Below are 20,947 nucleotides of genomic sequence, written 5' to 3'. Positions count from 1 at the left end.
AGGATTGTATGGTTGCTGAACTGACCGCGTTACGCGATCAAATTGATGAAGTCGATAAGGCGTTGCTGGAGCTTCTGGCACGCCGTCTGGAATTGGTTGCTGAAGTCGGTGAAGTTAAAAGCCAATATGGGCTGCCGATTTATGTTCCTGAGCGTGAGTCGGCAATGCTGGCCTCCCGGCGTGAAGAGGCCGCAGCGCTTGGTGTTCCGCCAGACCTTATCGAAGATGTACTGCGTCGCGTGATGCGCGAGTCTTACTCCAGCGAGAACGACAAAGGTTTTAAAACGCTGTACCCGAACCTGCGTCCGGTTGTTATTGTCGGTGGCGGTGGGCAGATGGGACGTCTGTTTGAGAAGATGCTGATGCTTTCTGGCTATCAGGTTCGTATCCTGGAGAAAGATGACTGGTCACGGGCTGAGGAGATGGTTGCTGACGCGGGTATGGTCATCGTCAGCGTGCCGATTCACACGACTGTGGCAACGATTGCACAGCTGCCGCCGCTGCCAGCGGACTGCATCCTGGTCGATCTGGCATCAATCAAAGCCGAACCTTTGCAGGCGATGTTAGCCGCGCATAAAGGGCCAGTGTTGGGTCTACATCCAATGTTCGGTCCGGATAGCGGTAGCCTGGCGAAACAGGTAGTGGTCTACTGCGATGGTCGCCAGCCAGAAGCCTACCAGTGGTTCCTGGAGCAAATTCAGGTCTGGGGTGCGCGACTGCACCGCATTAGCGCTGTCGAACATGACCAGAATATGGCCTTTATTCAGGCGCTGCGCCACTTTGCAACTTTCGCTTATGGGCTGCACCTGGCCGAAGAGAATGTACGCCTTGAGCAGTTGCTGGCACTATCGTCACCTATCTATCGCCTGGAGTTGGCGATGGTTGGTCGACTGTTTGCTCAGGATCCGCAGCTCTATGCTGATATTATTATGTCCTCAGAAAACAATCTGGCGCTGATTAAACGCTATTACCAGCGTTTTGGTGAAGCGATTAACCTGCTGGAGCTGGGGGATAAGCAGGCGTTTATCGATAGCTTCCGTAAGATTGAGCACTGGTTTGGTGACTACGCTCAGCGCTTCCAGAGCGAAAGCCGGACGTTGCTGCGGCAGGCCAATGATAATCGGCAGTAGGTCGTAAAACACGTATACAATAAAAGCCAGAGGGGTTATCCACTGGCTTTTTTTATAGGGATGAGAACGATGGCTGAACTACAACTGCTGTTTGATTACGCAGGACATTTGCCGGAATGTCCGACCTGGAGCGAGGCCGAACAGGCATTGTACTGGGCCGATATTATGGAGTGTGAGATTCACCGCTACGATGTGCAGACCGGTGAACATCAGGTTCTGCAATTTCCCGAAGAGGTGGGTTGTTTTTCGCTGCGGGAGAAGGGCGGTTTCATTGTCGCTTTACGTAGCGCCATCTGGCTTACTGATGCTCACGGCCTACTGCAGCGAAAAGTGTGCGATAACCCTGGTAATCCGCAGTTAGCTCGTTTTAATGATGGTGGAACCGATCGCGATGGTCGCTTTTACGCGGGGACCTTTTGGGGGCCGGGTGACTTTAACGGTGCGCTTTTGATGCGTATTGATAACGATCTCTCTGCGCAGGTTATTCAGTGCGATATCCACGGCGCCAACGGTCTGGCATTTAGCGAAGATAAGTGCTGGATGTATACTTCGGATACGCCAAATGCAGTTATTTATCGTACGCCGCTGGATGAACAGGGTGAGCCGGGTAAGCGCGAGGTCTTTCGTCGCTTTCAATCGGGGGAAGGGATCCCGGATGGTGCTGCTGTCGATATTGAAGGATGCTACTGGAGTGCGATGTTTAACGGCTGGCGTATTGCACGCTTTTCACCAGCGGGTGAGCAGTTGGAAGAATATTGTTTACCAGTACGTTGCCCGACGATGGTCTGTTTTGGCGGTGCGGATATGAAGACTCTCTACATCACTACCACGCGGGAGAATATGGATGCCGATGAAGTGGCGAAGTATCCGCTCTCCGGTGCGATCTTCACCCTGCCGGTAGCGGTGGCAGGGATGAAGAAATTGCCATTTATCGAGCGTTAAACTGGATCGACCGGCACCACGTTTTCGCTGGGGTAGCAGCCCAGCACTTTCATCGAACGAGTAATCTCGGCCAGCTCTTTCAATGCCTTACGCATGGACAGTGATTCCAGATTGGCCTGGATATCCAGATAAAACATCTCTTCCCACGGATTGCCGTGAATTGGGCGCGATTCCAGCTTAGTCATGATCAGATTGTGGTTGCGCAGTACCAGTAGTGCCTCCACCAGAGCACCTGCTTGTTGACCGGTGGCCATCAGCAAGGTTGTTTTCGCCGGAACCTGATCGGAAACGTCTACCGCTTTGCGGGCCAAAATCAGGAAACGGGTGATGTTTTGCGTCTGGTTAGCCAGGCAGTGTTCCAGAACCTGTAAACCATGCAGCGCGCCGCCAGCTTCGCTACCCAATGCGGCAACAGTCGGTGAGTTAGCCTGCGCCACTTTTTCCATTGCTGAGGACGTGCTGTCAGTATATTCAATGTTCCAGTGCGGATAGCGGCTAAGATACTGACTGCACTGCTGGAACGGCTGCGGGTGACTGTAGACGGTTGTAATTTGCTGCGCATCGGTTGATGTCGACACCAGCACGCAGTGATCGATAGGCAGAGTCAGCTCGCCAACGATAGACAAGCTGGTGTGTTGCAGAAGGTCGTAAACATCATTGATACCGCCGGAGCTGGTATTTTCAATCGGGACGACGGCATAGTCAGCCTGACCGGTTTCCACCTGCTCAAAAATATCGGCGAATTTAGCACAGCCGCTTTCGATAAACTGTTCGAAGTGGCGGGCGGCATACTGACGAGAAGCAAGGTGCGAGTATGAGCCTTTAGGCCCGAGAAACGCCACGCGCGCGGAGTGCGGGTTAATTTTATTCAGGTGCTGCTGCAATAGCGTTTGCTGAGTGAGGACCGAGTCTTCAATGATCAACTGGAACAGGCGCGTAATGTAATGAGCATCAAGATGGTGGTTCTTCCCTATTGTCATCAGGCGTTCCAGCAGGTCGCGCTCACGGTCGATATCGCGTACCGGACGATGTGATGCCAGCTTGGCTTTTCCGACCTCAACGGCCAGGCCGCGGCGCTCCGCCAGCAGCGCAAGCAGTTTCTCATCCAGAGCGCTTATCTTATCGCGTAGGGCCAGTAATGGGTTTTCCTCGGTCATATGTGTTGCCTTTCTTGTTATTGATTATCAATAAAAAAGGCCTCCCGTTTGGGAGGCCTTGTAGTTCGTCTTCGCATTCTTTATCACACGACGAATTGCCTCCCATTCAGGGGAAGGTAAAAAAGAATGCGAAGAAGAACGGGATCAGTTTCACGATGAATTCCTTGAGTTAGTGGGGATTACAGTACCTGTACTGTTTTCATTCTGTCAATAAAAAACGCGCCCGAAGGCGCGTGGCATGACACAAGCTTAAGTTAAGGATTACTCTTCTTCTTCCACAAAGCCTGCCTCTTTCACCGATGTTGCGGCGCGGCGGGCTTCCCCTTTGTGTTGCACTTTGTTCAGCTGCCGTTCCAGCTTGTTGATCAATTCGTTGATTGCGGCATACATATCTTCGTGCCGTGCGCTGGCAACTAAGTGGCCGTTTGGCGTATTGATAGTTGCATCAGCGACAAAACCCTGCGGCTCCTTAGAGAGGATGATGTGCGGGTTAATTAAGTGAGTTTGCCATTTTTCCAATTTGGCGAGACGGTCTGCGACGTGCTGGCGAATTGCCGGAGTAATTTCCATTTGTTTACTGGTAATGTTCATTGTCATAAATTTTACCTCTTGTCTTTCCCGTCTTGGTGAATTCAGCATACCTCGCCCAATGTCAAAATACGTGATTTAAATCACATTTTATTGTCACTTTTTGTCAACAAATTCATTTTGTGAGGCAGGACAGGAACAGATGAGATTTTACTTGTCGAATGGAAGAAAGAGAGCCATATTTGATGAGTTAACCCGGCGCTAAACCGCTTCAGCTAAGGGGCTTCGATGAATAAAAAAACGGCAGCCATTTTGACTGCCGTTTTGCTTATCTAAAGGCGATCAGGTGTTTTTGCTGTTTGCCGCAATGATTTTCGCGACCTTGTCAGCCTGAGCACTCATCTGCATTTGGCGGTAAGCGTTTTCCATCTTCGGCAGTGCATCGCGAGTGGCCTGGGTATCTGGATAGTTACGCAGCATGCCATCTACGCGGTTTACAACTGCAACCCACGCACCGCGATCGGTGTAATAATCAACAACCGACAGTTCATACTTCGCCAGACGATCCTTCAAGAACACCATACGTTTGTAGGCATCGGTCGAGTACTGGCTGTTCGGATAACCACGAACCAGTTTGGAGAAGTCATTAAAGGCATCGCGCGCGTGTTGCGGATCGCGATCAGAGCGATCAACACCGAAGAAACCTTGCAGCGCACTGTCGTCCAACGCCATATTTGTCAGACCACGCATATAAATGACGTAATCAATGTTAGGATGCGTAGGGTTAAGGCGCACAAAGCGATCGATGGCTGCTTGAGCCAGCGGAAGGTCCGCGTTTTTGTAGTACGCATAAATTAGATCCAACTGTACCTGTTGGGAATAGGGGCCGAAGGGATAACGGTTATCCAACGCTTCCAGTTGCGTTATTGCCTGTTTCCAGTTACCGTCCTGCAGCTTTTGCTGAGCGGTTGCGTAGATCTCATTCGGCGGGTTATCGGGCACCTCTTCCTTTGAGCCAGAGCAACCCACCAAAGCCAGGCTCAGTGTGGCTGCTGCCACCAGGTATTTCATGCGCGTCATGACGTTTTGACTTCCTCAAAATGTTTATGCGGGAGAATCTCTGTTCCTGCTCCCGATTAAGACCAGCTACAATAGCACACTATATTAAACGGCAAAGCCGTAAAACCCAACGTTAAACGAAGAAGCTGTATATGGCACAACGAGTACAACTCAACGCAACGGTGACCGAAAAACAACTCGGTCAACGCTTAGATCAGGCTTTGGCCGAATTGTTCCCGGATTATTCGCGTTCACGCATAAAAGAATGGATCCTCAACCAGAGAGTGCTGGTAAACGGCAATGTCAGCGATAAGCCGAAAGAGAAGGTGCTGGGGGGAGAGACGATTTCTGTCGATGTTGAAATCGAAGAAGAAGTCCGTTTTCAACCGCAGGATATTCCGCTCAATATCGTTTATGAAGATGATGACATCCTCGTAATTAACAAACCGCGCGGTTTAGTTGTACACCCCGGCGCGGGCAATCCTGACGGTACTGTGCTGAATGCGCTGCTGCATCACTATCCGCTCATCGCCAATGTACCGCGTGCGGGTATCGTGCACCGTCTGGATAAAGACACCACCGGTTTGATGGTGGTGGCGAAAACTATCCCGGCTCAAACCCGACTAGTGGAATCTCTGCAACTGCGTGAAATCACTCGTGAGTATGAAGCGGTAGCGATTGGTCACATGACGGCTGGGGGAATGGTTGAAGAACCGATCAGTCGCCATCCTACCAAACGTACGCATATGGCGGTGCACCCAATGGGGAAACCGGCGGTGACGCATTATCGCATAATGGAGCATTTCCGCATTCATACTCGTCTGCGTTTGCGCCTGGAAACCGGCCGTACGCACCAGATTCGTGTGCATATGGCGCATATCACCCATCCGTTGGTGGGCGATCAGGTTTACGGTGGTCGCCCGCGTCCGCCGAAAGGGGCTTCGGAAGAGTTCATTTCAGCGCTGCGTAAGTTCGATCGCCAGGCTCTGCATGCCACTATGCTGCGTTTATACCATCCGGTTAGCGGGATTGAGATGGAATGGCACGCGCCGATTCCACAAGATATGGTTGATTTGATTGATGCCATGCGTGCTGATTTTGAAGACCACAAGGACGATATCGACTGGTTATGACTAAATTGATTGTTCCGCAATGGGCTGCACCAGAAGGCGTGGCTGCCTGTAGTTCAACTCGTATTGGTGGGGTGAGTCAGTTTCCTTATGATTCACTCAACCTTGGCGCTCATTGTGGCGACAATCTACAGCACGTAGAAGAGAATCGTCGGCGGATGTTTGCCGCAGGCGGCCTGCCGTCATATCCGGTGTGGCTGGAGCAAGTTCACGGCACGGCGGTACTGAAACTTGACGGCGGGCCGTATGAATCAAAACGCGCGGATGCTTCGTACTGCAATGTGCCGGGTACGGTATGTGCGGTAATGACAGCTGACTGCCTGCCGGTGCTTTTTTGTAACCGCGCAGGCACTGAGATCGCGGCAGCTCATGCCGGCTGGCGTGGGTTATGCGAAGGCGTACTGGAAGAAACGGTCTCCTGTTTTGCCGATCGACCAGAAAATATCATGGCCTGGCTTGGCCCGGCTATTGGGCCGGAAGCATTTGAGGTTGGTGCGGAAGTACGTGAAGCCTTTATGGAAAAGGATGCCCAAGCAGAGAACGCATTTCGTCAGACAGGCGAGAAATATCTTGCTAACATCTATCAACTGGCTCGTCAGCGCCTGGCGAACGCTGGCGTGGAGCTGGTTTTCGGTGGCGACCGCTGTACTCTAAGTGAAAAGGATGATTTTTTCTCTTATCGTCGCGACAAGACGACAGGGCGTATGGCAAGTTTCATCTGGCTGATATAACCTGCCGGACTAAGACGATCCAGAAGGCAGACTTATTTTTTGCATAGTTCAGGTCTTTAACCTTGAATAATTGAGGGATGACCTCATTTAATCTCCAGTAGCAAATTTGACCTGTTATGGGAGGAGTTATGCGTCTGGATCGTCTTACCAATAAATTCCAGCTTGCTCTTGCCGATGCCCAGTCGCTTGCACTTGGGCACGACAACCAATTCATCGAACCTCTTCATTTAATGAGCGCCTTGCTGAATCAGGAAGGGGGATCGGTACGTCCTTTATTAACTTCAGCCGGCATCAACGCCGGAGAGTTACGCACCAATATTGAACAAGCACTGAGCCGTTTACCCCAGGTGGAAGGTACCGGTGGTGATGTTCAACCATCTCAGGATTTGGTGCGTATTCTGAACCTTTGCGACAAGCTGGCGCAAAAGAGAAAGGACAACTTTATTTCGTCGGAACTGTTCGTTCTGGCGGCGCTTGAATCACGCGGTACGCTGACCGACCTTTTGAAATCCGCCGGAGCAACAACCGCCAACGTGAGTCAGGCGATTGAACAAATGCGTGGAGGTGAAAGCGTGAACGATCAGGGTGCCGAAGACCAACGTCAGGCATTGAAAAAATTTACCGTCGATCTGACCGAGCGTGCCGAGCAGGGCAAGCTTGACCCGGTAATCGGCCGTGATGAAGAGATCCGCCGTACTATTCAGGTACTGCAGCGTCGTACCAAAAACAACCCTGTGCTCATTGGTGAGCCTGGCGTCGGTAAAACGGCCATTGTTGAAGGACTGGCGCAGCGAATTGTGAATGGTGAGGTTCCGGAAGGCCTGAAAGGCCGTCGGGTACTGTCACTGGACATGGGCTCGCTGGTGGCTGGGGCTAAATATCGTGGCGAGTTTGAAGAGCGTCTAAAAGGTGTGCTTAGCGATCTAGCGAAACAGGAAGGTAACGTTATCCTGTTTATCGACGAGCTGCACACTATGGTGGGGGCTGGTAAGGCTGATGGCGCCATGGATGCCGGGAACATGCTGAAACCGGCACTGGCTCGTGGTGAACTGCACTGCGTAGGCGCCACGACGCTGGACGAATATCGTCAGTACATCGAAAAAGATGCGGCGCTGGAACGTCGTTTCCAGAAGGTGTTCGTTGCTGAACCGACGGTAGAAGATACCATCGCAATTTTGCGTGGCCTCAAAGAACGTTATGAACTGCACCACCACGTTCAGATAACCGATCCGGCGATTGTTGCAGCGGCTACTTTATCGCATCGCTACATCGCTGATCGGCAGTTGCCGGATAAAGCCATCGACCTGATTGATGAAGCCGCATCCAGCATCCGTATGCAGATTGACTCGAAGCCGGAAGAGCTCGATCGCCTCGACCGCCGTATTATCCAGCTCAAGCTGGAGCAGCAGGCGTTGAAGAAAGAGTCGGATGAAGCCAGTATCAAGCGGCTGGATATGCTGAATGAAGAGCTGGCGGATAAAGAGCGTCAATATTCAGTATTAGAAGAAGAGTGGAAGGCTGAAAAAGCGTCACTCTCTGGAACCCAGACGATTAAGGCCGAGCTGGAGCAGGCAAAAATAGCCATTGAACAGGCGCGTCGCGTCGGTGATCTGGCGCGGATGTCTGAACTGCAATATGGCAAAATTCCTGAGCTGGAAAAACAGCTGGCGGCTGCAACTCAGTCTGAAGGCAAGACCATGCGCCTGTTGCGTAATAAAGTAACGGATGCAGAAATTGCGGAAGTGCTGGCTCGCTGGACCGGCATCCCTGTCGCCAGAATGCTGGAAGGTGAGCGCGAAAAGCTGTTGCGTATGGAACAGGACCTGCACCATCGCGTGATTGGTCAGAATGAGGCGGTTGAAGCGGTATCGAATGCGATTCGTCGTAGCCGTGCTGGCCTGTCCGATCCGAACCGACCGATTGGCTCATTCCTGTTTCTTGGGCCAACCGGTGTTGGTAAAACGGAACTTTGTAAAGCGCTGGCTAACTTCATGTTTGATAGCGACGATGCGATGGTTCGTATCGATATGTCCGAGTTTATGGAGAAACATTCCGTTTCGCGTTTGGTGGGGGCACCTCCGGGATATGTCGGTTATGAAGAAGGTGGCTATCTGACTGAAGCGGTTCGCCGTCGTCCTTATTCCGTCATCCTGTTGGATGAAGTGGAAAAAGCGCATCCAGATGTCTTTAACATTCTGTTGCAGGTTCTGGACGATGGACGTTTGACTGACGGGCAGGGGAGAACGGTCGACTTCCGTAATACGGTCGTCATTATGACTTCTAACCTCGGTTCGGATCTTATTCAGGAACGTTTCGGGGCGTTGGATTATGGCCATATGAAAGACCTTGTTCTGGGAGTTGTTAGCCAAAGTTTCCGCCCGGAATTTATCAACCGTATTGATGAAGTCGTTGTATTCCACCCGCTGGGTGAAAAACACATTGCTTCAATTGCGCAGATTCAACTGCAGCGGTTGTACAAACGTCTGGAGGAGCGTGGTTATGAAGTCCGCATATCTGATGATGCGCTGAAGTTACTGAGCGAAAATGGTTACGATCCTGTTTATGGGGCACGTCCACTGAAACGGGCTATCCAGCAACAGATCGAAAACCCGCTGGCACAGCAGATTCTTTCTGGGGAGCTGATTCCAGGGAAAGAAGTGCAATTAATCGTGAAAGACGATCGGATTGTGGCAGTGCAGTAAATCACAAAACAACAAAAACGAGCCCATCGGGCTCGTTTTTGTTTAAAAATCAGGCGATAATTTAAGCCGGACAAGATTTTTGCTCGAAAAGTAATCGGGTGGATCTTTTTTTTGAAATTCCCCTTGTCACTTCGGAATTACTCCCTATAATGCGCTCCCACTGACACGGCAGATGTGAATCACTTCACACAAACAGCCGGGTCGGTTGAAGAGAAAAACCTGAAAATAAGGTTGACTCTGAAAGAGGAAAGCGTAATATACGCCACCTCGCAACGGTGAGCGAAAGCCGCGTTGCACTGCTCTTTAACAATTTATCAGACAATCTGTGTGGGCACTCAAAGTGACATGGATTCTTAACGTCGCAAGACGAAAAATGAATACCAAGTCTCTGAGTGAACATACGTAATTCATTACGAAGTTTAATTCACGAGCATCAAACTTAAATTGAAGAGTTTGATCATGGCTCAGATTGAACGCTGGCGGCAGGCCTAACACATGCAAGTCGAACGGTAGCACAGAGAGCTTGCTCTCGGGTGACGAGTGGCGGACGGGTGAGTAATGTCTGGGAAACTGCCTGATGGAGGGGGATAACTACTGGAAACGGTAGCTAATACCGCATAACGTCGCAAGACCAAAGTGGGGGACCTTCGGGCCTCATGCCATCAGATGTGCCCAGATGGGATTAGCTTGTTGGTGAGGTAACGGCTCACCAAGGCGACGATCCCTAGCTGGTCTGAGAGGATGACCAGCCACACTGGAACTGAGACACGGTCCAGACTCCTACGGGAGGCAGCAGTGGGGAATATTGCACAATGGGCGCAAGCCTGATGCAGCCATGCCGCGTGTATGAAGAAGGCCTTCGGGTTGTAAAGTACTTTCAGCGAGGAGGAAGGCATTGTGGTTAATAACCGCAGTGATTGACGTTACTCGCAGAAGAAGCACCGGCTAACTCCGTGCCAGCAGCCGCGGTAATACGGAGGGTGCAAGCGTTAATCGGAATTACTGGGCGTAAAGCGCACGCAGGCGGTCTGTCAAGTCGGATGTGAAATCCCCGGGCTCAACCTGGGAACTGCATTCGAAACTGGCAGGCTAGAGTCTTGTAGAGGGGGGTAGAATTCCAGGTGTAGCGGTGAAATGCGTAGAGATCTGGAGGAATACCGGTGGCGAAGGCGGCCCCCTGGACAAAGACTGACGCTCAGGTGCGAAAGCGTGGGGAGCAAACAGGATTAGATACCCTGGTAGTCCACGCTGTAAACGATGTCGACTTGGAGGTTGTTCCCTTGAGGAGTGGCTTCCGGAGCTAACGCGTTAAGTCGACCGCCTGGGGAGTACGGCCGCAAGGTTAAAACTCAAATGAATTGACGGGGGCCCGCACAAGCGGTGGAGCATGTGGTTTAATTCGATGCAACGCGAAGAACCTTACCTACTCTTGACATCCAGAGAACTTAGCAGAGATGCTTTGGTGCCTTCGGGAACTCTGAGACAGGTGCTGCATGGCTGTCGTCAGCTCGTGTTGTGAAATGTTGGGTTAAGTCCCGCAACGAGCGCAACCCTTATCCTTTGTTGCCAGCGGTCCGGCCGGGAACTCAAAGGAGACTGCCAGTGATAAACTGGAGGAAGGTGGGGATGACGTCAAGTCATCATGGCCCTTACGAGTAGGGCTACACACGTGCTACAATGGCATATACAAAGAGAAGCGACCTCGCGAGAGCAAGCGGACCTCATAAAGTATGTCGTAGTCCGGATCGGAGTCTGCAACTCGACTCCGTGAAGTCGGAATCGCTAGTAATCGTGGATCAGAATGCCACGGTGAATACGTTCCCGGGCCTTGTACACACCGCCCGTCACACCATGGGAGTGGGTTGCAAAAGAAGTAGGTAGCTTAACCTTCGGGAGGGCGCTTACCACTTTGTGATTCATGACTGGGGTGAAGTCGTAACAAGGTAACCGTAGGGGAACCTGCGGTTGGATCACCTCCTTACCTTAAAGAACCTGCCTTTGTAGTGCTCACACAGATTGTCTGATGAATAGTAAATAGCAAGGCGTCTTGCGATTGAGACTTCAGTGTCCCCTTCGTCTAGAGGCCCAGGACACCGCCCTTTCACGGCGGTAACAGGGGTTCGAATCCCCTAGGGGACGCCACTTGCTGGTTTGTGAGTGAAAGTCGCCGATCTCTATATCTCAAAACTAACTCAGTGAGTTATGTTTGAGATATTTGCTCTTTAAAAATCTGGATCAAGCTGAAAATTGAAACGACACGCTGCGTCTGTTCTCCGTAATAAGAACAGCATGACGGTGTGTTCGAGTCTCTCAAATTTTCGCAATCATGAAGTGAAACATCTTCGGGTTGTGAGGTTAAGCGACTAAGCGTACACGGTGGATGCCCTGGCAGTCAGAGGCGATGAAGGACGTGCTAATCTGCGATAAGCGTCGGTAAGGTGATATGAACCGTTATAACCGACGATTTCCGAATGGGGAAACCCAGTGTGTTTCGACACACTATCGTTAAGTGAATACATAGCTTAACGAAGCGAACCGGGGGAACTGAAACATCTAAGTACCCCGAGGAAAAGAAATCAACCGAGATTCCCCCAGTAGCGGCGAGCGAACGGGGAGGAGCCCAGAGTCTGAATCAGTTTGTGTGTTAGTGGAAGCGTCTGGAAAGTCGCAGGGTACAGGGTGATACTCCCGTACACAAAAACACACAGGCTGTGAACTCGAAGAGTAGGGCGGGACACGTGGTATCCTGTCTGAATATGGGGGGACCATCCTCCAAGGCTAAATACTCCTGACTGACCGATAGTGAACCAGTACCGTGAGGGAAAGGCGAAAAGAACCCCGGCGAGGGGAGTGAAACAGAACCTGAAACCGTGTACGTACAAGCAGTAGGAGCCCACTTGTTGGGTGACTGCGTACCTTTTGTATAATGGGTCAGCGACTTATATTCTGTAGCAAGGTTAACCGTATAGGGGAGCCGCAGGGAAACCGAGTCTTAACTGGGCGTTAAGTTGCAGGGTATAGACCCGAAACCCGGTGATCTAGCCATGGGCAGGTTGAAGGTTGGGTAACACTAACTGGAGGACCGAACCGACTAATGTTGAAAAATTAGCGGATGACTTGTGGCTGGGGGTGAAAGGCCAATCAAACCGGGAGATAGCTGGTTCTCCCCGAAAGCTATTTAGGTAGCGCCTCGTGAACTCATCTTCGGGGGTAGAGCACTGTTTCGGCTAGGGGGTCATCCCGACTTACCAACCCGATGCAAACTACGAATACCGAAGAATGTTATCACGGGAGACACACGGCGGGTGCTAACGTCCGTCGTGAAGAGGGAAACAACCCAGACCGCCAGCTAAGGTCCCAAAGTCATGGTTAAGTGGGAAACGATGTGGGAAGGCACAGACAGCCAGGATGTTGGCTTAGAAGCAGCCATCATTTAAAGAAAGCGTAATAGCTCACTGGTCGAGTCGGCCTGCGCGGAAGATGTAACGGGGCTAAACCATGCACCGAAGCTGCGGCAGCGACACTATGTGTTGTTGGGTAGGGGAGCGTTCTGTAAGCCGTTGAAGGTGGCCTGTGAGGGCTGCTGGAGGTATCAGAAGTGCGAATGCTGACATAAGTAACGATAAAGCGGGTGAAAAGCCCGCTCGCCGGAAGACCAAGGGTTCCTGTCCAACGTTAATCGGGGCAGGGTGAGTCGACCCCTAAGGCGAGGCCGAAAGGCGTAGTCGATGGGAAACAGGTTAATATTCCTGTACTCGGTGTTACTGCGAAGGGGGGACGGAGAAGGCTATGTTAGCCGGGCGACGGTTGTCCCGGTTTAAGCATGTAGGCGGATGTTCCAGGTAAATCCGGAACGTCATTCAACGCTGAGGTGTGATGACGAGGCACTACGGTGCTGAAGTAACAAATGCCCTGCTTCCAGGAAAAGCCTCTAAGCATCAGGTAACATCAAATCGTACCCCAAACCGACACAGGTGGTCAGGTAGAGAATACCAAGGCGCTTGAGAGAACTCGGGTGAAGGAACTAGGCAAAATGGTGCCGTAACTTCGGGAGAAGGCACGCTGATGGTAGGTGAAGTGACTTGCTCATGGAGCTGAAATCAGTCGAAGATACCAGCTGGCTGCAACTGTTTATTAAAAACACAGCACTGTGCAAACACGAAAGTGGACGTATACGGTGTGACGCCTGCCCGGTGCCGGAAGGTTAATTGATGGGGTTATCCGTAAGGAGAAGCTCTTGATCGAAGCCCCGGTAAACGGCGGCCGTAACTATAACGGTCCTAAGGTAGCGAAATTCCTTGTCGGGTAAGTTCCGACCTGCACGAATGGCGTAATGATGGCCAGGCTGTCTCCACCCGAGACTCAGTGAAATTGAACTCGCTGTGAAGATGCAGTGTACCCGCGGCAAGACGGAAAGACCCCGTGAACCTTTACTATAGCTTGACACTGAACACTGGTCCTTGATGTGTAGGATAGGTGGGAGGCTTTGAAGTGTGGACGCCAGTCTGCATGGAGCCATCCTTGAAATACCACCCTTTAATGGCTGGTGTTCTAACGTGGACCCGTAATCCGGGTTGCGGACAGTGTCTGGTGGGTAGTTTGACTGGGGCGGTCTCCTCCTAAAGAGTAACGGAGGAGCACGAAGGTTAGCTAATCCTGGTCGGACATCAGGAGGTTAGTGCAATGGCATAAGCTAGCTTGACTGCGAGCGTGACGGCGCGAGCAGGTGCGAAAGCAGGTCATAGTGATCCGGTGGTTCTGAATGGAAGGGCCATCGCTCAACGGATAAAAGGTACTCCGGGGATAACAGGCTGATACCGCCCAAGAGTTCATATCGACGGCGGTGTTTGGCACCTCGATGTCGGCTCATCACATCCTGGGGCTGAAGTAGGTCCCAAGGGTATGGCTGTTCGCCATTTAAAGTGGTACGCGAGCTGGGTTTAGAACGTCGTGAGACAGTTCGGTCCCTATCTGCCGTGGGCGCTGGAGAATTGAGGGGGGCTGCTCCTAGTACGAGAGGACCGGAGTGGACGCATCACTGGTGTTCGGGTTGTCATGCCAATGGCATTGCCCGGTAGCTAAATGCGGAAGAGATAAGTGCTGAAAGCATCTAAGCACGAAACTTGCCCCGAGATGAGTTCTCCCTGACTCCTTGAGAGTCCTGAAGGAACGTTGAAGACGACGACGTTGATAGGCCGGGTGTGTAAGCGTAGCGATACGTTGAGCTAACCGGTACTAATGAACCGTGAGGCTTAACCTTACAACGCCGAAGATGTTTTGGCGGAATTTGAGAGAATTTCAGCTTGATACAGATAAACAGAATTTGCCTGGCGGCGACAGCGCGGTGGTCCCACCTGACCCCATGCCGAACTCAGAAGTGAAACGCCGTAGCGCCGATGGTAGTGTGGGGTCTCCCCATGTGAGAGTAGGGAACTGCCAGGCATTAATTAAGTGAAGAGCCCATCCTGACGGATGGGCTTTTTGCGTTTTTGCTGTATAAGAAATCGATCTCAACGGCAGTATTTACATTCCTCTTTTGCAACATTAAAACCTGCTCAGCTTTGCTCGCCGCCATATTTCACTTTTTCCTTGCCTACGTTCTGGCGTTAATTTTGAAAAAATACTTCACCGGAAAAATGTGACTATAATCACATATAAAATAATAACAATTATATAACATTTTATTCACTAATTGATTTGCCGGAGTGCTGTGACACGCTCGACAAGGCAGATTGCCGTCTTTGCTGGAGCAGAATTATAATGACAGAAGGTAGCATTAATGCACGTGGTTCACTTGAACAAGGGGATACCCGGCGTCGTATATGGGCAATAGTAGGTGCATCTTCAGGAAACCTGGTCGAATGGTTTGATTTTTATGTCTACTCATTCTGCTCTCTTTATTTTGCGCACATCTTCTTCCCCTCTGGAAACACAACAACTCAATTGTTACAAACGGCAGGTGTGTTTGCTGCCGGTTTTCTGATGCGTCCGATAGGTGGCTGGTTGTTTGGTCGCATTGCCGATCGCCGTGGACGTAAAACCTCCATGCTTATTTCAGTTTGTATGATGTGTTTTGGTTCACTGGTGATCGCCTGTTTGCCTGGCTATGCAACGATAGGCACATGGGCGCCGGCGTTGCTATTGCTGGCTCGTTTATTCCAGGGGCTTTCTGTTGGGGGGGAATATGGCACTAGTGCAACTTATATGAGTGAGGTCGCCATTGAGGGAAAGAAAGGCTTCTATGCCTCATTTCAATATGTCACTCTGATTGGCGGCCAACTACTGGCAGTACTTGTCGTTGTCGCTTTGCAGCAGATACTGAGTGATGAGGACCTTCATGCCTGGGGATGGCGTATACCTTTTGCCCTCGGTGCGGTGCTGGCCATCGTGGCCCTGTGGCTTCGTCGTCAACTAGATGAAACCTCAAAGCAGGAAAATCGTGCGTTAAAAGAGGCGGGATCGTTTAAAGGGTTATGGCGTAACCGCAAGGCTTTTATGATGGTGCTGGGTTTCACCGCTGCCGGCTCGCTGAGTTTTTATACCTTTACAACCTATATGCAGAAGTATCTAGTGAATACGGCGGGCATGACGGCCAACACTGCCAGTATGATTATGACCGCTGCGTTATTCGTATATATGCTGGTTCAGCCCCTTTTTGGTGCACTTTCAGATAAAATTGGCCGCCGTAGTTCGATGCTTTGTTTTGGTGTGCTGGTAACAATCTTCACTGTACCTATTTTGAATGCACTGCAAAATGTGAGTTCGCCGTATGCGGCATTTGCCCTGGTAATATGTGCACTGCTCATAATTAGTTTCTATACCTCAATCAGCGGGATTCTGAAGGCAGAAATGTTTCCGGCTCAGGTGCGCGCGTTAGGGGTAGGGTTATCTTATGCAGTTGCCAACGCGCTGTTTGGCGGCTCGGCGGAATATGTCGCCCTGTCACTAAAGTCGGCCGGGATCGAGCACGCTTTTTACTGGTATGTCACTGTGATGGGGGTTATTGCTCTCTTGGTTTCTCTGGCATTACACCGTAAAGGTAAGGGCCTGCGTTTATAGGCTATTGGTGTGCTAACTGCCATACGGCGAAGCCCGTAGTCGCACCAGCCACATCCCAGGCGAAATCTTTCCAACTCCAGCCGCTTCCTGCGGGACGGCTGTCCCACAACTCTTTAGATGCACCTAAACTCACGGAAAACATAAAACCGATAGCGGCACTACGATCGCGGCTATAGCCCTGGTGCTGGGCATATTCATTACCTGCTGCAGAGAGCATTGCTGAGGCGAGGAAATGCTGTGCTTTATCCTGGCCTTTCCAGGAGTCATTAGCCATATGACTACAACCGGTTAGCAATAATAGCAGAGCGATAATCACGATAATGCGCATATAAAATCCACAAAAAGCCCCACATATAGTGGGGCGGAAATTCAAAGGATACGGCTAATAAGACGGTCGATTCGGATACGTCTCAAGCGTCGAATTAGCTTGCGAACTTTTACCGGGTAACCAGCAATGCTTTGCAAATCACGATAGTGTTGGACGATTGTCGTATGCTTGCGAATGAGATTAAGCTCTTTTTCACGCATTGCGCCAAGTTGATGTTTCGGATCGTGGATAAGAATGGCATTTTCCAGATCAAGTCGCCATGCGCGAGGGTTCAGGTTATTTCCCGTCAGCAACATCCATTCGTCATCAACCCACATGCCTTTCAGGTGGTAGCTGTTATCGTCATCTTTCCATAAACGGACAATCAGTTGGTCAGTATTGACATAATACTGCAGCCGACTCAGGAAGCGACGCAGATTAATTTCATAGAGATAGGGAAGTGCGCCGATGATTTTAAACGGCTGATCTTCTGGGATATAGAAATCGTTGGCCGTTTTATCGCCGACAATAATTTCAACTTTCTTTCCGCTACGTAGTAGCTGAATGATATTACGCACTAGTAGAGCGGGTAGGTTGAAATAAGGTGTGCAGATGGTCAACTTGTGCTCTGCACAGGGCATCAGATGGAAGATAGTTTTATTCAGCAGGCTTGATTTGCCTAAGCCAACCAGTGGTGTTACTGATAACTGATCTTCATCGGCGTCGCCGAGAAAATGGTAGCTGCTATCGCGAAGTTCCTGACGATACTGACGGATATCATTTTTGATTTCCGGACTTTTCGGTCGATCGGCTTTGTCCAGGCGATTAACCCCACGACCTTGCACCAGGTTATTCTCAACCCAATCGAACATAACATCGGCCATTTTACCGTTGCGAATGCACTGGTAGCGGTCATAGCGATACTTATCGTGTTGATGCAGGTAAACATCATTCAGACTCGCGCCGCTGTAGAGAACGCAATCATCAACGATAAAACCTTTGAAATGGAGAACGCCGAGTGCCTCCCGGGTATTTACCGGAACGCCATAAACCGGAATATCGACGCCGGGATTTTCCTGCGCCATACGGCAATACCAATCGGCATTGGTGTTTGAGGCAGCGGCGCCGATACGACCACGCTGGGCTCGATGCCAGTCGACCAGTACCCGAATATCTAATTCTGGACGCTGACGTTTAGCGTCATACAGTGCCTGCAAAATTCCTTTGCCGCCATCATCCTGTTCCAGATAGAGCGCAATAATACAAATACGCTGGGTGGCTTGAGCTATCTTTGCCAGTAACGCTTGCCGAAAATCTGCGGGAGCGTAAAAGAACTCGATATCATCAACTGACTGAGAAAGCTTAGGGAGTTGGGCAAGGTGTTGTTGATGTTTATTACGTTTAAATTTTGACAACATCACAGTGCGTTTCTTCTCTGTTTATTGAAGGGTCTTCTGTACCATGCAGACGACGTAAGCGGGCAATAATACCATTACTACCCGTTAAAGTAGTCAACAATTGCGCTCACCCGTTTATGATTGCGCTGGTGCAAGTTGTAGAGACAAACTGACAATTCCATCCTCCAACTGGATATCAACCGTGAATCCCAGTTTTCTGGCGAGGCCGATCATGCCTTTATTGTTAGGCATTGTGATGCCGTTAAGTCGTTGCAGACCGTGGCTTTGCGTATAAGCAATTAATTTTTCTAGTAGCCTACGGCCTAAACCCAGACCTTTCAGGTCGGAGCGTACCAGCACGGCAAACTCGGCATCGATATTATCCGGGTCGGAGATCGCGCGAGTTACCCCGAGGATCTCATTTCCCTCTGCCGTTGCACGCACGGCAACAAAAGCCATTTCTCGATCGTAGTCGATCTGCGTCATATTGGCTAAATCGTCATGCGTAAATTCATTGATTTCGCTGAAGTAACGATAGTAAAGATCTTCCTTCGTTACCTGCCCGATAAAGGCCAGCAACTGCGGCTCATCTTCTGGAAGAATGGGGCGAAACAGGCAACGTTCGCCATTTTTCATTACCACCCACTCTTCCTGCTGTTGCGGATAGGGACGCACAGCCAGGCGGCTTTCGCTATCGCCGGTAAAAGGGGCAAGACTTAACGTGACATCAAGCGCAGTAAACTCGTGACCGGAAGCGAGTAAAGGATGGATGTCCAGGCGCTGAATCTCCGGGCAGTCGACAATTAAATTAGATACCTGTACCAGCAATTGACTCAGGCCAGGAATGTCTAATGGTCGTAGCGCGCTGCGACCGCGCATTTTTTTACTCTTGATTGCCTGAATGACCAGATAGCGCGCCAGGTTCATATTCAACGGCGGTAGCGCGACGGCAGCCTGATCTTCTGCACGCCACTCGACGCCGCCTTCACCCAGCATGATCAGTGGCCCGAAGACCGGATCGTGCTCTACTACCACTCGAAGCTCCTGTGCCCCGGCGCGGTTGGCCATACTTTGTACCAGCAGTCCGTGAATACGCGCCTGCGGCCAGGTCATTTTCACGCGATCGATAATGGCATCCGCCGCCTGCTGTACTTCGATGGCAGTACGTAGATAAAGCATAACCCCCTGAACTTCTGACTTATGGGGGATATCCGGCGAGCGTAGCTTCAGCGCTACCGGATAACCAATCTGCTCGGCGATATGTACTGCTTCGGCACTATCTGCAGCAATCCATGTCGGCAGAGTATGGATGCCATAAGCGCGCAGAACGGGGCTTACTTCATGGGTATCCAGAGATGTTGCGCCTTCAATGATTGCGCGCTGCAGCAAGTCTCGGGCTTCAGCTGTGTTGGTGGTTAACGAGTCTGAGAGGACCGGTGTTTCACGGAGCTGTTTTTGGTTACGTCTGTATTCCACCATGTGCATAAAGGCGGTAATAGTGCCCTCGGGAGTCCGATAAGTCGGTAGACCCGCATCGCTAAACAGACGCCGTGCTTCTTGAGAAGAGAATTCACCACACCAGTTGGTGAGAACGGTAACGTACTTACCGCGTGGGTGGCGTTTCAGGGCATCAATTAGCGCCAGTGCGCTTTCCGTTCCCGGTGCGGCGGCGCTTGGGGCATGAATCACCAACAGAGCGTCGTAGTCATGGCTATCAAGCAGGACGTTCAGCGCCTTAAGGTAATGCTCGCTACTGGCATCATCGCGGAGGTCCAGCGGGTTGGCGATATCAATGCCTTCAGGCAACGCCTGACGGAGATTGCAGCAGGTCTCCTCACTCAGAGTGGCAAGTTTGCCATTGCGCAGCCAAAGCTCATCCAGCGCCAACGCAGCAGGAGCAGCTCCGTTGCTGATAATCATCAGTTTCTCGCCGCGCAGTGGGCGCATATGGCTGAGGGTTTCGACAGCGGAGAACAGCTCATGCGTGTCCTGTACCCGCAATAAACCTGCACGCTGAATGGCAGCATCCCACGCAGGATCCATTCCTGAATTAACGTGCAGCAGTTTCTGCGCCGCCGGACTACGCCCGCTTTTAATCACCAGGATAGGTTTATTACGCGAGGCGCTACGCGCCGCTGAAACAAAACGGCGGGCATCACTAATATGCTCAAGATAGAGCAGAATGGCGCTAGTCTTGCTATCGCGAGCAAGGAAGTCGAGTAAATCATCGACGTCGATATCCAGGCTGTCACCCAGTGCTATAAAGTAAGAAAAACCCATCTCTCGCTGCTGCGCCCAGTCGAGGATAGTGTTAGAGACCGCTGCTGACTGGGAAATAAACGCCAGTTTACCGCGATGAATTGGAACCGGAGAAAAGCTGGCATTAAGCCCCTGCCATGGCGCAAGCAGGCCGAGACTGTTTGGCCCGAGCAGGCGCATTTGATAGCGGGCGGCACACTTAAGCAGCGCAGGGTATTGGTCGGGTATTGAAGACAGAATGATGCAGGTTTTACACCCTTTTTGCCCCAAAGCTTCCAGCAACTCAAGGTTTCTCCGGGCATTAGTGCACAGTACAGCAAGATCGGGCGTAAAGGGCAGACTGTCGATAGTCGGCCAGGCCAGCACGCCCTGAACCGCTTTCCACGCTGGCGTCACAGGAAGAACGGGGCCATTAAACCCGCCAGCCAGCAGGTTGCGCATCATCAGATAACCGGCGCGCTGCGGTTTCATTGATGCGCCAATAACGGCGATCGATTTTGGCCGCAGTAATGCTTCCAGGCCTCGTTGGCTCATACCGGTCTCCTT

General features: G+C 51.2%; 13 protein-coding genes, 1 tRNA gene, 3 rRNA genes and 1 other annotated feature. Of the genes, 10 read left to right on the top strand and 7 right to left on the bottom strand.

Annotation, left to right across the window (positions count from 1 at the left end):
- The first annotated feature begins 8 nt into the window (after positions 1–8).
- Together tyrA and HV127_RS29185 are read left to right on the top strand one after the other, a co-directional pair.
- Entirely contained in the window at positions 9–1,130 is a 1,122-nt protein-coding gene (gene tyrA, locus HV127_RS29190) for a bifunctional chorismate mutase/prephenate dehydrogenase (RefSeq protein ID WP_182240479.1), read from the top strand.
- Between the two features lie 69 nt (positions 1,131–1,199).
- Positions 1,200–2,072: an SMP-30/gluconolactonase/LRE family protein gene (locus tag HV127_RS29185; RefSeq protein WP_182240477.1), complete on the top strand. Its 873-nt coding sequence runs from the start codon at positions 1,200–1,202 to the stop codon at positions 2,070–2,072.
- Here the strand turns inward: HV127_RS29185 and pheA are convergent.
- From pheA to bamD, 4 genes are all read right to left on the bottom strand, one after another.
- Positions 2,069–3,229 carry a bifunctional chorismate mutase/prephenate dehydratase gene (gene pheA, locus HV127_RS29180; protein ID WP_182240475.1) on the bottom strand — a complete coding sequence of 387 codons (1,161 nt, stop codon included), beginning with the start codon at positions 3,227–3,229 and terminating at the stop codon, positions 2,069–2,071. The genes HV127_RS29185 and pheA overlap by 4 nt on opposite strands.
- Before the next feature lie 30 nt (positions 3,230–3,259).
- Positions 3,260–3,384 (bottom strand) — a sequence feature (Phe leader region).
- Positions 3,336–3,383, bottom strand: coding sequence for a pheA operon leader peptide PheL (gene pheL / locus HV127_RS29175; RefSeq protein ID WP_101706155.1), 48 nt, complete (start codon positions 3,381–3,383; stop codon positions 3,336–3,338). (Overlaps the previous feature by 48 nt.)
- A gap of 106 nt (positions 3,385–3,490) precedes the next feature.
- Complete coding sequence (gene raiA / locus HV127_RS29170) at positions 3,491–3,826, bottom strand: ribosome-associated translation inhibitor RaiA (protein WP_110277468.1); 336 nt, start codon at positions 3,824–3,826, stop codon at positions 3,491–3,493.
- Positions 3,827–4,099: 273 nt separating this feature from the next.
- The gene (gene bamD, locus HV127_RS29165; RefSeq protein WP_112217082.1) at positions 4,100–4,837 is read right to left on the bottom strand and encodes an outer membrane protein assembly factor BamD; all 738 of its coding nucleotides are present in this window, start codon (positions 4,835–4,837) and stop codon (positions 4,100–4,102) included.
- A gap of 131 nt (positions 4,838–4,968) precedes the next feature.
- Between bamD and rluD the strand changes: the two genes are divergently transcribed.
- From rluD to HV127_RS29125, 8 genes are all read left to right on the top strand, one after another.
- Positions 4,969–5,949 (top strand): 23S rRNA pseudouridine(1911/1915/1917) synthase RluD, encoded by a 981-nt coding sequence (rluD, locus tag HV127_RS29160; RefSeq protein ID WP_110277470.1) that lies wholly within the window; start codon positions 4,969–4,971, stop codon positions 5,947–5,949.
- On the top strand, positions 5,946–6,677 hold the full coding sequence (gene yfiH / locus HV127_RS29155; protein WP_182240473.1) for a purine nucleoside phosphorylase YfiH: 732 nt from the start codon (positions 5,946–5,948) through the stop codon (positions 6,675–6,677). The genes rluD and yfiH overlap by 4 nt, the downstream gene beginning before the upstream one ends.
- Before the next feature lie 128 nt (positions 6,678–6,805).
- A complete protein-coding gene (gene clpB, locus HV127_RS29150) occupies positions 6,806–9,379 on the top strand; it encodes an ATP-dependent chaperone ClpB (protein WP_182240471.1) in 2,574 nt (857 codons plus the stop codon).
- Positions 9,380–9,820: 441 nt separating this feature from the next.
- Positions 9,821–11,360 (top strand): 16S ribosomal RNA (locus tag HV127_RS29145).
- 85 nt (positions 11,361–11,445) lie between these two features.
- Positions 11,446–11,521, top strand: a tRNA-Glu gene (locus HV127_RS29140).
- Positions 11,522–11,732: 211 nt separating this feature from the next.
- Positions 11,733–14,639 (top strand): 23S ribosomal RNA (locus HV127_RS29135).
- Between the two features lie 66 nt (positions 14,640–14,705).
- A 5S ribosomal RNA gene (gene rrf, locus HV127_RS29130) occupies positions 14,706–14,821 on the top strand.
- Together the 16S, 23S and 5S rRNA genes with 1 tRNA gene alongside form the textbook arrangement of a ribosomal RNA operon.
- A 318-nt stretch (positions 14,822–15,139) precedes the next feature.
- Positions 15,140–16,438: an MFS transporter gene (locus HV127_RS29125; RefSeq protein ID WP_182240469.1), complete on the top strand. Its 1,299-nt coding sequence runs from the start codon at positions 15,140–15,142 to the stop codon at positions 16,436–16,438.
- Between the two features lies 1 nt (position 16,439).
- On the opposite strand, the gene HV127_RS29120 is transcribed toward HV127_RS29125, so the two are convergent.
- The 3 genes from HV127_RS29120 to pat form a co-directional block, all read right to left on the bottom strand.
- On the bottom strand, positions 16,440–16,766 hold the full coding sequence (locus HV127_RS29120) for a YfiM family lipoprotein (protein ID WP_181485281.1): 327 nt from the start codon (positions 16,764–16,766) through the stop codon (positions 16,440–16,442).
- A 41-nt stretch (positions 16,767–16,807) separates the two neighbouring features.
- A complete protein-coding gene (gene pssA, locus HV127_RS29115; protein ID WP_182240889.1) occupies positions 16,808–18,163 on the bottom strand; it encodes a CDP-diacylglycerol--serine O-phosphatidyltransferase in 1,356 nt (451 codons plus the stop codon).
- Positions 18,164–18,277: 114 nt separating this feature from the next.
- Complete coding sequence (gene pat / locus HV127_RS29110) at positions 18,278–20,935, bottom strand: protein lysine acetyltransferase (RefSeq protein ID WP_182207630.1); 2,658 nt, start codon at positions 20,933–20,935, stop codon at positions 18,278–18,280.
- Positions 20,936–20,947 lie beyond the last annotated feature (12 nt).

The sequence above is a fragment of the Klebsiella sp. RHBSTW-00215 genome, assembly GCF_014103785.1.
Classification (GTDB): domain Bacteria; phylum Pseudomonadota; class Gammaproteobacteria; order Enterobacterales; family Enterobacteriaceae; genus Klebsiella.
Note: the sequence above shows the minus strand (reverse complement) of the source record. Positions and strands in the feature narration are given on the sequence as shown.